Origin of the sequence: Aliiglaciecola lipolytica E3 (assembly GCF_000314975.1) — a bacterium.
Taxonomy (GTDB): Bacteria; Pseudomonadota; Gammaproteobacteria; order Enterobacterales; family Alteromonadaceae; genus Aliiglaciecola; species Aliiglaciecola lipolytica.
Map to the genome: position 1 here is coordinate 49,656 of NZ_BAEN01000036.1, position 13,279 is coordinate 62,934.

At 40.7% G+C, this 13,279-nt stretch carries 10 protein-coding genes; 5 read left to right on the forward strand and 5 right to left on the reverse strand.

Annotated features, from left to right (window positions below):
* Positions 1–17 precede the first annotated feature (17 nt).
* A complete protein-coding gene (locus tag GLIP_RS08440) occupies positions 18–1,724 on the reverse strand; it encodes a hypothetical protein (protein ID WP_008844191.1) in 1,707 nt (568 codons plus the stop codon).
* 215 nt (positions 1,725–1,939) lie between these two features.
* Between GLIP_RS08440 and GLIP_RS21390 the strand changes: the two genes are divergently transcribed.
* A complete protein-coding gene (locus tag GLIP_RS21390) occupies positions 1,940–4,000 on the forward strand; it encodes a toll/interleukin-1 receptor domain-containing protein (RefSeq protein WP_008844192.1) in 2,061 nt (686 codons plus the stop codon).
* 127 nt (positions 4,001–4,127) lie between these two features.
* Positions 4,128–4,523 (forward strand): hypothetical protein, encoded by a 396-nt coding sequence (locus GLIP_RS08450; RefSeq protein WP_008844193.1) that lies wholly within the window; start codon positions 4,128–4,130, stop codon positions 4,521–4,523.
* 12 nt (positions 4,524–4,535) lie between these two features.
* Here GLIP_RS08450 and GLIP_RS08455 read toward each other — a convergent pair whose 3' ends face one another.
* The gene (locus GLIP_RS08455; RefSeq protein ID WP_008844194.1) at positions 4,536–6,506 is read right to left on the reverse strand and encodes a monovalent cation:proton antiporter-2 (CPA2) family protein; all 1,971 of its coding nucleotides are present in this window, start codon (positions 6,504–6,506) and stop codon (positions 4,536–4,538) included.
* 163 nt (positions 6,507–6,669) lie between these two features.
* Here GLIP_RS08455 and GLIP_RS08460 point away from each other — a divergent pair, with 163 nt between their 5' ends.
* Positions 6,670–7,554 carry a GGDEF domain-containing protein gene (locus GLIP_RS08460; protein WP_085949182.1) on the forward strand — a complete coding sequence of 295 codons (885 nt, stop codon included), beginning with the start codon at positions 6,670–6,672 and terminating at the stop codon, positions 7,552–7,554.
* Between the two features lie 51 nt (positions 7,555–7,605).
* Here GLIP_RS08460 and GLIP_RS08465 read toward each other — a convergent pair whose 3' ends face one another.
* From GLIP_RS08465 to tsaA, 3 genes are all read right to left on the reverse strand, one after another.
* Positions 7,606–8,445, reverse strand: coding sequence for an MBL fold metallo-hydrolase (locus GLIP_RS08465; RefSeq protein ID WP_008844196.1), 840 nt, complete (start codon positions 8,443–8,445; stop codon positions 7,606–7,608).
* Between the two features lie 188 nt (positions 8,446–8,633).
* Positions 8,634–10,349 (reverse strand): proline--tRNA ligase, encoded by a 1,716-nt coding sequence (locus GLIP_RS08470; protein WP_008844197.1) that lies wholly within the window; start codon positions 10,347–10,349, stop codon positions 8,634–8,636.
* 166 nt (positions 10,350–10,515) lie between these two features.
* On the reverse strand, positions 10,516–11,235 hold the full coding sequence (gene tsaA / locus GLIP_RS08475) for a tRNA (N6-threonylcarbamoyladenosine(37)-N6)-methyltransferase TrmO (RefSeq protein WP_008844198.1): 720 nt from the start codon (positions 11,233–11,235) through the stop codon (positions 10,516–10,518).
* A gap of 386 nt (positions 11,236–11,621) precedes the next feature.
* On the opposite strand from tsaA, the gene GLIP_RS08480 reads away from it, so the two are divergent.
* Together GLIP_RS08480 and GLIP_RS08485 are read left to right on the forward strand one after the other, a co-directional pair.
* A complete protein-coding gene (locus tag GLIP_RS08480) occupies positions 11,622–12,545 on the forward strand; it encodes an ABC transporter ATP-binding protein (RefSeq protein WP_008844199.1) in 924 nt (307 codons plus the stop codon).
* Positions 12,545–13,279 carry an ABC transporter permease subunit gene (locus tag GLIP_RS08485; RefSeq protein ID WP_008844200.1) on the forward strand — a complete coding sequence of 245 codons (735 nt, stop codon included), beginning with the start codon at positions 12,545–12,547 and terminating at the stop codon, positions 13,277–13,279. Before GLIP_RS08480 ends, GLIP_RS08485 begins: the two co-directional genes overlap by 1 nt.

Genomic DNA, 13,279 nt, shown 5'->3' on the forward strand with positions numbered 1-13,279 from the left:
TTGTAGCAAAGTTCAGGTTAACTAACCTGAACTTGATAAGCATTCATCTTGTGCAGCTGTAACCAGGCTGCATTTTCATTTAAGGCCTCTATGCCAATGATTTTGATAACTCGTTGGTAACTTTCTATATTGTCTGTTTCAGAGTCGTGGGTTTCATCTAATAACGACATTCTATTCATCGCTTGTTGGAAGAAATAGCCAGTCCGCAAATAACGCTGACTAAGCTCTTCAAAGCCCATTTGCACTGCAAAGGTTTTTAGCAACGCAGAGCTGATAAACGACATCGCGATAATAATGAACAAAATTGATGTAGAGAAAGCCGGAATAAGGTTAAATTGGATTTTCGCCACACTAAAAAACATCAATGCAATTGCTAAACAAAACAGAAAAATTGAATTGCGTTGATATTGTTTTGACTTGTTAAGTAAAGCAAATGCTCGGCCTCGTTCACCCCTTTGGCCATAAAAGTAATTTCGTTGATCTAATATCCAAACTTTACGCACATAATGAATATGTTGTTTGTTGGGTTTTGGCACTTGTAACATGAGCTTATTCAGATTATCCACAATCCAATCCATCTCATATAATTTTGTTGTGCGATAGTTATTTGCGCTGTGATCGGGAATACCGGACAAATGCCAGAAAATTTGCACTCGTAGATCTTCTGCAAATACTCGCCATTCTACATACTGTTCTTCTTTTGATTCTGATCCCACGAAAAAGAGCCAATATATGCTTACAACCACCCCGACCAAAAACACATGGATTAAAAACCAACTTACTGTGGCATAAAGGCCTACATAAATTTGCTGGGCGAAGATGGCAAAGAAGGATAGGGTAGTGATCCATTTCAACGATTTTAACCTTTGCTGTTGACGGATTTGTGCCAGACAATCGGCGACACAGTAGGCGTCAACTAGGTGTTTAATCGCAGCCAACGATTCCGTTGGCGGTTGTTCCCCAATAAGGTGAGCCAAACTCTCAGCTTTGTCTTTCTTTTTGATACGAAGCGCACCCGTATTAAAGCGCTCCGTTTTCGCTAAAATTTCATTAAACAAGTCAACATTTTGCACACCATAAGCATCTATTGTCTTCCAACTGCCAATGTCTTTTTTGCTGCCCACACTTACAGGTAAACTTGCATGACGACTTCGTGTACTGACCAACCATTTACAATAGGTTTTGTTGGGTTTAGAAAATAACAGGCTGCTTTCGTCTACTAATCCTTCAATACACATTCTTACTACGTCGGCAGTGCCTCCGGGTTTTACTGCATAGGAACTTGAACCTTTATTGTGGTCTATTACACCATCCCATATGGCGATCAAATAATCAGAGCAACCGACTAATGTTTTGCCTAGTGCAGTATACCCTTCCACTCTTGGTGAATTGGCTTCACGTTGGCAAATCTTCACTTCGGAACATTGTTCAAAGAGTCTGCGAAAGGTTTCTAACGATTGAGGAGACCTAAAGTCTTTTTCATATTCTTGTACGTCAAAGGGCAATACAGCTGTCACTTTCAATTTGAGTTTCAAAGCGACTTTAACCATTAATTGGTCAGCTCCCTCTGCAAGCCCAGATAAAATTTGAATTGTACTTCTAGGACATTTTTTTTGCAGCGAGGTAAGTTCTTCAAGCAAGGCTTTTTCTAGAATGGGAATATCATGTTCTGGAATATCGCGATGACCAGTAACCCCTATGTTAATTGTGAGAGCTGAAGACATCAGTCGTTATTCCTTAACACTAAAACCCATGAATAGTATAAATTATCATCAATAACCCATTTGTTAAACCTGATTTTTATCTCAATGGATAGAGATTATCGGCTTGATAAAATCCATGTTCCCTTTTCTTTCATAAGCTAGTTGTATACTATTTGAACACATGTTGCTGTTGTAAATGTTATGTTCGCTCTTTCAATCTGACTCTGAGGAATAAAATGCAATACAGCGCATTTATTAGTTACAGCCACAAAGATGAAAAGTCGGCTCGTTGGCTTATGCGTAAATTAGAAGCTTATCGAGTGCCAGCTAAAATAATTGGCCAACCGAGTGAGTTTGGTATTGTTCCGCGTCGAATCGGAAAAATTTTTCGTGACCGTGATGAACTTCCAACAGCAGGTAATTTGAGCCGAACGGTCAATCGAGCGTTACAAAATTCTGCAGCGTTGATTGTCGTATGCTCTCCTGCGTCTGCTAAATCTAAATGGGTGAATTCCGAAATCGCCGAATTTCGAAAAATGGGTCGTGAAGACCGTATTCTATGTTTCATTGTAAGTGGCAATCCTCTCAGTACTGATCCTGACACTGCCTGTTTTCCCCCTGCTTTGTTGAAACCTGATGTCAGCGGTGAACCCGAACACGAACCACTTGCAGCAGACGCTAGGGCTGATGGGGATGGTAAAGACCGAGCGTTTTTGAAACTGGTTGCAGGTTTATTAGGCGTAGGATTTGATAGCCTAGCTCAGCGAGATGCTCAGCGCAGAAATAAACGTTTAGCATTAATTAGCGTAGGCTCTTTTACAGGGATGGCTTTTGCCACTGCATTGGCGATAACTGCTGTCATTGCCCGTAACGATGCGCAACGTCGTCAAGACCAGGCTGAAGATATTGTCGGCTTTATGTTAGGTGATTTACGTGAGCGCTTACAAACTGTAGGACGTTTGGATTTAATGCGTTCGGTGGATGATAAAGCGACTAGCTATTTTTCAAAGCTTAACAAGCGGGATTTATCGGACCGCGCATTAGCAGAGCAAGCGCGTTCACTAACAGGTATTGGCGAAGTACGATTAAATGAAGGTGACTATCAATTGGCTATGGCCGCCTTTCGTGAAGCTTATGAACGCTCTAAGGCTTTGTATGAAAGAGATACCTCAAATGCAAAACGATTGTTCGATTTATCACAAGCTGAGTATTGGCTTGGTAACGTGGCTTGGCAGCAAGGGCGCTTAGATGATGCTGAAACATGGCTAAGTCATTACCGAGATAGCGCGATTAGATTGGCAGCAATGGACACGAGTAATCTAGATTGGCAAATTGAGGCTGCATATGGTTATCAAAATCTGGCGATATTAGATAAAAGCCGTGGCAAATTTGAAAAAGCGGAAATAGCTATGGGGGAAGTGCGTGACCTTTATATCACTTGGTCAGAGCAAAACCCAAAAGACCTCAATTTGCGCTATGAGGCAGCTAATGCAGCGTCTTGGTTAGGGAGTTTAGCCATGCAGCAAGGAAATTTGCGGCAAGCTAAAATCTATTTCTTGGAACAACATGCTGCGATTAAAAAGAACCTTGAAGATGACCCCGATAATACAATTTGGCGGGAGGACTATTTATATGCCAATATTTTATTGGCCAATGTAAAAATCCAGCTTGGTGAAACTCAAAGTGCTAATCGCTTATTTCTAGAAGCAACGAACATTGCTGAAGCCCTGTATCTGCAAGATCCGGAGAATGCTTATTGGATGTTGGATTATGGTCGCTGCTTATGGTATCTGGCATTAATTACGCCCAGCAATGCGGAGAAGCATTTAAAACAAGCGGAAAACTTGATTGGAAAAGCGTTCTCGCTTAAACAAAGAGAAGGCAGAACGTTACATTTCTACGGCGATTTAAAAATCGCTCAAAGCGAATATGCGCTATTAAATAATCAGTTAGATTTAGCTACGAATTACATGCAACAATTTGAACAGAGTATCGTTCCAGCCTGGCAAGATTTAGACATGGAAAAAACCGAAGACTTTCGTTTAGTGTATTCTCGTGGACTTATTTTGAAGGGCAAGCTCGCGTCATTTGCATCTCAACCGGATACTGCTCAGAGTTTGTGGAAACAAGCATTGGGCGTGCTTATGGAGGATGAGTCCGATAACCTACCTTTTATTCGCCTATATGAGTTAACTAAAGTGCTAAACCTTCTTGGCGAAGAACAGCAACGAAAAGTACATCAACAACGACTCGACGAATCCGGATTTATTGCTTTTAATGCATTTTCATTTGATTAATATTTGTACTATTTGAATTTGCGATTAGACTAATAATTGAACAATTATGTTCTCAAAAGGCTCGTACTCTTTGAAAATATACTACTTTCATTGTGCGGGAGATTAATCTAAATCAAGGAAATGGACTATGGATGTTACAGTTACGTTAGATGTGAGAAACTTTCCAAGCGCTGAAGGCAGCGGTTACACCAATATCGAAGCATCAAATAAAAATACCTATAGCTATCGCTTCACGGGGGGGCCGACTAATGACGGTAATGTTAGTGAAATTACAGGGACCGGCCCTGCAAATATTACCGTCCAGGTGCAAGCCGATCCCAGATACCATATTAATAATATTACTTTTGCTAATAATCAAGCGAATGATTTGTCATGGAATTTAACCAATCCTCCTTATATTGCAACTATAACGGATACCAATGTAGACAATATTGATTCGGAGTATTCGGTTAATATATTAGATACGGTGGCGAATGCGACTGTGTTATGTGATCCCTCAATTAAGAATCGACCTAATCGGTAGCCAAAATTAGGTTTAATGCCCTTCTAATAGAAAATGTTCAATGCGTTCAACCCGGCGAGGTTTGCCGGAAATCACAATAACATCATTAGGCTGTAAGGGCTCTGTATAGTCAGGTTCTGCAATTTCTAGGTTTTTGCGACGTAAGCCATGAACGCTAATTCTGCGTTTTATCAAATCTAATTGTTCCAAAGTTTTACCGACAGCGAATGCATCTTTGGTTAGCAAAATAGCATGCATAAACTCTAATTTATCTTTAGTACCATGGCTTATCAAGGTTGTTTCGCCGGGAAAAAATCCGTGCATATGGCGGTAGTGATCTTTTCGTTCAGACCGGACTCGTTTTAAGATTCGCGCCATAGGAATTCCGGATAGATGTAATATCTGTGAAACCAACATTAGGCTGCCTTCCAGAATTTCCGGAACGACTTGGCTTGCGCCTGCGGCATATAATTCTTCAAGGTGATAGTCTTTTCTGGTGCGTACAACAATCGGTAAGTGCGGATGCATCTCTGCTATGATCTTAATGACGTTTAGTGCGCGTTGATGTTCATCAAATGTAATTAATACCAGTTTAGCCGAATCAATGCCCGCCGCTTTTAGAATATCAGGCTGAGTCACATCGCCAAACACCACAGGTTGCCCTGCGTTTCGACTTTCATTTACGCGAACGGGGTCGAAATCGACCACAATGAAAGGAATAGCTTCGATTGTGAGTAAGCGGCTTACCGATTGTCCAACACGGCCAAACCCTAGAATCAACACATGATCTTGCATTTCTGGATGGTAATTATCTTCATCCATCGGATCTAAGCTTAATTGTGGATTTTTAATTATGTGTTTTGCTAAATTCAGGCTATTTTCAACCAGCCATGGAGTAAGTGCCATACTTAAAACGCCGATGGCCATCAGTACCGAACCTTGCTCCGCAGTTAATAGTTGGTGATTAACTGCTAACGCGGCAATGATAAAACTGAATTCACCTATTTGACAAAGCTTCAAACCAGCGGACCAACCATCGAGTTTGTCGGCTTTGAAAACCCATGCACATGCGCGAATTATCAGGGTTTTGACTAGCATAATAATGGCTAGCCCAAGCACTATCCAATGTAAATGTGACCACAGAGTTTGCATCTCTAAACGCATGCCAACGGTAATAAAAAATAGCCCCATTAGAATATCTCTAAAAGGTCTAATATCCGCTTCAAGCTGATGACGGTATTGGCTTTCACTTAACATCATGCCTGCCAAAAATGCGCCTAAAGCCATAGACAGTCCAAATGAATAAGTTAAACCCGCCGCAATTAACGCCACCAATATCGTTGTCAGTACAAATAACTCGTCAGTGCGCGTGCGTGCGACCTCATTAAATATTTTAGGCAGAAGCCATTTGCCAACCGACATCAATATGCCGACCACAACCGTTCCTTTTAGCAACGCCATGACAATGGCTAGCCACAAACTATTGTGAGATTGGTCTGATAATAATGGTACTAAAATTAATATTGGGACAACCGCAAGATCTTGAAACAGCAAGATACTTACTACCATTTGTGCGCGAGTGGTGTTGAGCGTACCTTGCTCGCTCATTTGTTTGATTACTATAGCGGTTGAAGACAGCGCGATCATGCCTCCGATAACCACTGCTGCTTTAACGTCAAAACCGAAAAGACTCGCCAGCGCTGTGAATATCAGGGTGGTGACCAACATTTGCCCCAGGCCTATACCAAACACTAAATGGCGCATTGCCAATACTTTAGGTAAAGAAAACTCTAATCCTAAGGAAAACAAGAGAAACACAATTCCCAACTCTGCTATGAAATGAATTTCTTCTGGATTATCAATGATTGCCAACATATGTGGCCCTGCGACTACGCCACAGGCTAAGTAAGCTAAGATGGGGGGTAAATTTACGCGTTTAAAAATCCATACCGTAAAAACGGCAACGGTCATCAATATTAAAATACTGGCGAAACTCACGTGCATAAATTTTCATTTCCGTTGTTCAACAGTGTCTAATCAATCCACTATTAATAATAGCAGTAATCAATGGCACAGGGATTGCTAATTAAATACTCATAAAATCATTTTTATCTTATTTATACACATATTCGCCAAAATTTTGGCAGGAGCATGCGCTTTGGAACACATGACACAGCTATATGATACTGCGTTAAACGACAGTAATTTGTTTAGCACCGACCCATACAAGGGTGGCTTAAGCCAACATGAGTCTCATCAAGTAATGCAACAATTAGCGTCAAGTATTGATTTGCACAAACTTTCAAGTGTGTTTTATCGTCAATTAAAAGCTAAGTTAAATCTGGATGCTCTGACGATCAACTTTTCAGATGGACTCGTGTCGCTTGGAGAAGCTGCTTCTTCCAATAATATAAAAACACTTGATCAGGTTAATCAGCATACTATTTTCGCTACCTTAGTGTACTCATTTTCTAAAGTACTCAGTTTGCGGGAAGCCGCTATTCTCAACGAGTTACATCGATTGTTTAAATATCCGCTTAAAAATGCGTTGGAATTTCATAGTATTAAACAATTAGCACTGAAAGATCATCTTACTTCTTTGGGAAATCGTGCACATTATCAAGAATCGGTTGCGCGATTGCTAAGTCAGGCCAAACGAAATGGGGAAGGGTTTGGTTTGCTCGTTATTGATATGGATAAGTTTAAAAACATTAATGATACCTATGGTCATCAGGAAGGCGACAAGGTGCTTATGGCGACTGCGGATGTGTTACGACAATCTTTACGAGATACAGACTATGCATTTCGCTTTGGTGGGGATGAATTTTGTTGTTTGTTGCCAGGAGGCGACAGTGCGACCAATGGTCTAATCGCAAAACGTATTCAAAGACTGATGACTGAGTGCTCAATATTAGCTAAGCACCATATCTCTTGTAGCATTGGTAGTGCCGTTTACCAGTTTTCTGATTGCGAAAATAGCATATTTAATCGCGCTGATAAGGCGCTGTATATCGCTAAGCAAAATGGAAAGAACTGTTACAATGCGGCTTAACTTAGTCGTAAGCGGCAAATAATTGCAGTCCTAACCGTTCTTAATCGGATGTTAAAACTCGATTTGCATGCCTTCTGCGGCCGCAAATACCGTTAGGTTGTCTTCAGCAATAGCGATGACTTCTTGGCAATGAGACTCTATTGCAGCAATATCATCGTCTGTTCTAATATGGTCGTGGCTATACAAAGCTAACCGTTGAGCTCTACTTGCCAGCGCTAATTTTACCGCTTCTTCTGCTACTGAATGTCCCCAACCGGATTTGGCTGGCATATCTGATAGCATGTACTGCGCGTCATGAATAACAATATCTGCATTCATGGAAAATTCTACCCACTGCAAAAAGTCTGTTTCTTTGCGGTATGGCGGGTAAAGTTCATTGTCAGTGATGTAGGCAATTTTGGCTCCGTCGGCTTCAATCAAATACGAGCTGCCACTGCCTGGATGGTTCATCGCATGTCTAGATATTTTAGCTGAGCCAATTTTCCAACTACTAATATGTTGCGGATAAGAGACTAATTCGATGTTGGATTGTAAAGATTTATAATGAACAGGGAAGTAACTTCCGGTCATTTGTTGCAGTATGGCGTCGTTTTCATCAAGGGTGGTCATGCCTGGAGTAATGAAAATATTCCTGCCCGGTTGATAAATAGGCGAAAAAAATGGAAAGCCTTGTATGTGATCCCAATGGTTGTGAGTCAAAAGTAGATGTACGTCGTTTTTTTTGGAAATTAACTTTTGACCGAGGTTTTTTATGCCTGTGCCGGCATCTAAAATTATATCCGTGCCATCATCCAATTCTACGTGTACACAGGCTGTATTCCCACCATACTTAACATAATCGGGACCCGGTGCGGGAATGGAGCCTCTAACACCGTAAAACGTTAATCGCATAAATCATCTCTTTATTCGGTATTTAGTCCGTGCGAACTTTTGGTTTACAGATATTAGCATAGCGTATCACCTGATAATTCAACAAATAAGATACTAAGTTATTCAAAGTTATTGAAAATCATATGGAAATAAAATAGAGCCTAGTTAAATACCAACCCAAAGGTTGGTATTTTTTCAGGTTTATATTTTTAGCAGTCTGCTACTAGACTTAGCACATTGTCAATTTCAACAAGTTGTTTTTCACCTGAACGGCGATTTTTATATTCAACTTTGTTTTCATCTAAATTACGCTCGCCAATCACAATAGTGTGCGGGATACCGATGAGTTCCATATCGTTGAACATAACACCAGGACGCTCTTTACGATCATCAAATAGCACTTCTATACCCGCAGATACTAATTGCTCATAGAGGGATTCGGCAACTTGCTGGATACGATGTGATTTGTGCATGTTCATGGGAATTAATGCAACTTTGAAAGGTGCAATTGCGTCTGGCCAGATAATGCCATATTTATCATGGTTTTGTTCAATTGCAGCAGCAACGATTCTAGAAACACCAATGCCATAGCAGCCCATAGTCAATATTTGATGTTTACCTTGCTCGTTTAGTACACCGCATCCCATGGCACTTGAATACTTTTCACCTAATTGGAATATATGACCCACTTCTATCCCACGTTTAATCTCAATCGTGCCTTGGCCATCAGGTGATGGATCGCCTGCTTCAATATTGCGGATGTCGGCAATTTGATAATCAGCGATATCTTTATCCCAATTAACACCGGTTAAATGGGATCCAGTTTCATTTGCTCCGCAAACGAAATCTGTTAAGTGGGCTGCGCTTCTGTCTACTATAATCGGAATTGGTAAACCAATCGGTCCAATTGAACCAACCTCACAGTTTATCTTTTCTAGGATTTGAGCATCTGTTGCCATCGTTAGAGGCGCATAAACCTCTGCTAATTTTTCGGCTTTAATATTATTTAATGAGTGATCACCACGTAAAACCAGTGCAACTAAATCTTGTTGACCTTTTTCATTCTCAGCACCTAAAACCACAATGGTTTTCACCGTTTTATCTGCAGTGATATTAAAATGTGAGCATACTTGTTGGATCGTTTTCACGTCAGGAGTTGCAACTTGGGTTTTAACCGACATCGCTGGAACCTGTTCGGTTACTGGCGCTATTGCCTCAGCCATCTCTACGTTAGCAGCGTAATCTGAACTATCACTGAAGGCGATAGCATCTTCTCCTGACTCTGCTAAAACATGGAATTCATGTGACACTGCGCCACCGATTGAACCCGAGTCAGCAATTACCGGTCTAAATTCAAGACCTAAACGTTCGAAAATATTACAATATGCTTGAAACATTCCTTGATAGGTTTGCTGTAAAGATTCGTCTGAAGTATGAAAAGAATAGGCGTCTTTCATGGTGAACTCACGACCACGCATAATGCCGAATCTAGGACGAACTTCATCCCGGAATTTTGTCTGGATTTGATATAGATTTATAGGTAGTTGTTTATAGCTACTGATTTCGTTTTTAACTAATGAAGTAATGACTTCTTCGTGTGTTGGACCCAATACAAAATCACGGTTATGGCGATCTTTTACGCGCAGCAATTCTGGGCCGTACTCGTCCCAACGTCCGCTCTCTTGCCAAAGATCTGCAGGTTGCACCACTGGCATCAACATTTCGATTGCACCGGCTTTGTTCATTTCTTGACGAACAATATCAGCCACTTTGTTCAACACTCGCAGTCCGCTGGGCAACCAGGTATACAAACCTGAAGCAAGTTTACGAACCATACCAGCTCGCAACATTAATTGATGACTCACTACTTCTGCATCAGCAGGAGTTTCTTTTTGAGTAGATAACAGATATTGGCTGGTACGCATCAGCTTTGTGGGTCCTTATTTTGCTCTTAAATCGTAAACGGCGGCCATTCTACCAGCCCCCTGTCAAAGGCAAAAGGGATATTTAATTAAGAAACAACCCCACTTAGGCAAACTATTACTGAGCGCGTAAATGTCACCCTAGAATGATTTATTGTCTAAAACGTAGCTATCTTCCTTTAGAAGATATTTTTGAAATATTTTCGACTACACAGGTTTGTAATGTTACTCGCCATTGAACATTAAATTCATAAAGCTCCACACCATATAAGCGCTCACTGGGCGTACCTTTGTGGTAAGCCGGCCGAGGATCTTGACTTAATATTTGTTCAATAAGTAAGCGTAGATCCGGATACTGATTCTGCAATGCTTTCATTTGCTGTGCTGCAGACTCGCAAAAGGTGACGCTTAACAGTTCTTCAGGCTTGTTTTGGGCATAGCCAGCGCTAGCATCAGGAACACAATCCGAATAGGGAACATAGGGTTTTATATCGATAATAGGTGTGTTGTCGAGTAGATCCATACCAGATACTTTTAAGGATAGTTTACCTGTGTCAGAATTTACCCCTTCGAGTTTCACTGCGCTCATTCCCAGATTGTTAGGTCTGTGAGTACTGCGTGATGCAAACACGCCAATTTTTTTATTACCGCCAAGTCGAGGGGGTCGAACAAGAGGAGAGGCTGATTTGTTAGCCGTTTGGTGGAACTGAAAAATCAACCAAAGATGGCTAAATTGTTCAATACCTCGAAAGAATTCTGCCGAGTTAAATTCGTCTACAAATTCGATATGCCCTTTTGCTGCTGTAGCTAACCCTGGTTGTCTGGGAATGGCAAACTTCTCTTTATATGGCGTTTTGATATAACCAATGGGTTTAATCTCAATGGGCATAAGGGCTACAACACATTTTCATAAGTTGATTGAATCATAAAACACATTTTGCAACAGTTTAGGTTCATTTTGAAAAGATTATGACACACCTTATTTGTTATGGTGAGGATGTTCATTTCCCGAACCAACTTTAGACTTAATTTCAGGATAACTGAGTTAAGTCTTTTTTTTGGGGGGAAGACTACAATACGTAGATAATGCTTATGCTAAAATGTATTGGCTTTAGTCTGGGATTTTAATAAACTTTCTTGGCAGTCTTTGCGAGCCGAACAATCGCTTATAATTCTTAAAAATTTCTAATTGTTCGTTTAAATTCTTGAATTCTTTTTTCTGAGTACCATATCCACTAGGAAACAGGTGAACTCACTGATCATAATGGGAATAACATGATCTATGTAAAAAATTTAACCAAAATTTTTGGTGATCACGTTGCTGTGAATCATCTAAATTTTGACATCCAACCCGGAGATGTAGTTGGTTTTTTAGGTCCCAATGGTGCGGGCAAATCAACCACAATGAAAATGCTAACTGGCTTTATTACGCCAGATGACGGCGAAATATTGATTGACGATTTATCGATCTTTGATGACCCTAAAAAGATTAAACAAAAGATTGGTTATTTGCCAGAGGGTGCACCGGCATATGGCGACATGACACCCTTACAGTTTTTAAATTTTATTGCCGCGATTCGGGGACTAAAAGGCGACCTGAAACGTCAACGCATTAGCCATGTTATTAATAAAATTGATTTGCAGTCTGTATTGGATAAACCGATTGATAACTTGTCTAAAGGGTTTAAGCGTCGAGTGGGGTTAGCGCAAGCGCTGCTACATGATCCGCAAATACTGATTTTAGACGAACCTACTGATGGTCTTGACCCAAATCAAAAGCATCAAGTAAGAGAACTGATTCAAAATCTAGCCAAAGATAAAATTGTTATTATTTCTACGCACATACTCGAAGAAGTGACGGCATTGTGTAACCGGGTGATGATAATCGCTGCAGGACAAATGAAATTTAATGGCACCCCGAAAGAGTTAATCGCTAAATCTAAATACCATAATGCCATCACGCTGCATCTTAGTTATCCCTCAGACACCTCTGGTTTTCTGGATGTACCAGGAATACTAGAAATTCTGCCTGATAGAGCAAATGGTAAGGTCACCTTAATCATACAACCTGGATACGATATTCTGCATGAGGTGAATAAACACATTCATGAACGCAAGTTACCGGTAGATACTCTGTTTGTAGAGCAAGGCCGCCTTGATCAAGTTTTTAGAGAGATGACCCAAGGAGCAGAGGTGTAATGGGCATGGTTTGGACTTTATTGAAACGCGAAATTGCTAGTTTTTTTGCTACGCCGGTCGCGTATGTTTTTATTACAATTTTCCTCATTTTATCAGCTGTATTCGCGTTTTTTATCGGCAGTTTATACGAGCGTGAACAAGCTGATTTATTGCCATTTTTTAACTTTCACCCATGGTTATATTTGTTTTTAGTGCCGGCTATTGCAATGCGTACATGGGCAGAAGAGCGTAAAAGCGGCAGTATCGAGCTGTTAATGACGTTACCCATTAGTACACTGCAAGCAGTGGTCGCAAAATTTTTAGCGGCTTGGGCGGTATTAGGCCTTTCGCTATTACTCACCTTCCCATTGTGGCTGACCATTAATTATCTGGGGAACCCAGATAACGGTGTGGTGGTAGCAGCTTACGTTGGAAGTTGGTTAATGTCTGGCGCATTTTTAGCGATTGGAATGTGTATGTCGGCGCTAACTAAGAATCAAGTGGTCGCCTTTATTCTAGCAGTCGTTGTTTGCTTTTTATTCGTGGTAAGCGGAAGCAATATTGTCTTAGATGCATTTAAAGGATGGGCTCCATCCATAGTCATCGACACTGTCGCTTCATTTAGTTTTTTAACCCATTTTGAATCGATAGCTAAAGGCGTAATAGCGCTTAATGACGTAGGCTATTTTTTAATTTCAATCGTAATTTGGCTGTATGCTAGTTTACTTATCATTGAACGTAAAAAGGCGGACTAG

What these genes read in the sequence shown, in the direction of transcription:
- GLIP_RS08440 (WP_008844191.1), bottom strand. Translation starts at nt 1,724, where the DNA reads ATGTCTTCAGCTCTCACAATTAACATAGGGGTTACTGGTCATCGCGAT.
- GLIP_RS21390 (WP_008844192.1), top strand. Translation starts at nt 1,940, where the DNA reads ATGCAATACAGCGCATTTATTAGTTACAGCCACAAAGATGAAAAGTCG.
- GLIP_RS08450 (WP_008844193.1), top strand. Translation starts at nt 4,128, where the DNA reads ATGGATGTTACAGTTACGTTAGATGTGAGAAACTTTCCAAGCGCTGAA.
- GLIP_RS08455 (WP_008844194.1), bottom strand. Translation starts at nt 6,506, where the DNA reads ATGCACGTGAGTTTCGCCAGTATTTTAATATTGATGACCGTTGCCGTT.
- GLIP_RS08460 (WP_085949182.1), top strand. Translation starts at nt 6,670, where the DNA reads ATGACACAGCTATATGATACTGCGTTAAACGACAGTAATTTGTTTAGC.
- GLIP_RS08465 (WP_008844196.1), bottom strand. Translation starts at nt 8,445, where the DNA reads ATGCGATTAACGTTTTACGGTGTTAGAGGCTCCATTCCCGCACCGGGT.
- GLIP_RS08470 (WP_008844197.1), bottom strand. Translation starts at nt 10,349, where the DNA reads ATGCGTACCAGCCAATATCTGTTATCTACTCAAAAAGAAACTCCTGCT.
- tsaA (WP_008844198.1), bottom strand. Translation starts at nt 11,235, where the DNA reads ATGCCCATTGAGATTAAACCCATTGGTTATATCAAAACGCCATATAAA.
- GLIP_RS08480 (WP_008844199.1), top strand. Translation starts at nt 11,622, where the DNA reads ATGATCTATGTAAAAAATTTAACCAAAATTTTTGGTGATCACGTTGCT.
- GLIP_RS08485 (WP_008844200.1), top strand. Translation starts at nt 12,545, where the DNA reads ATGGGCATGGTTTGGACTTTATTGAAACGCGAAATTGCTAGTTTTTTT.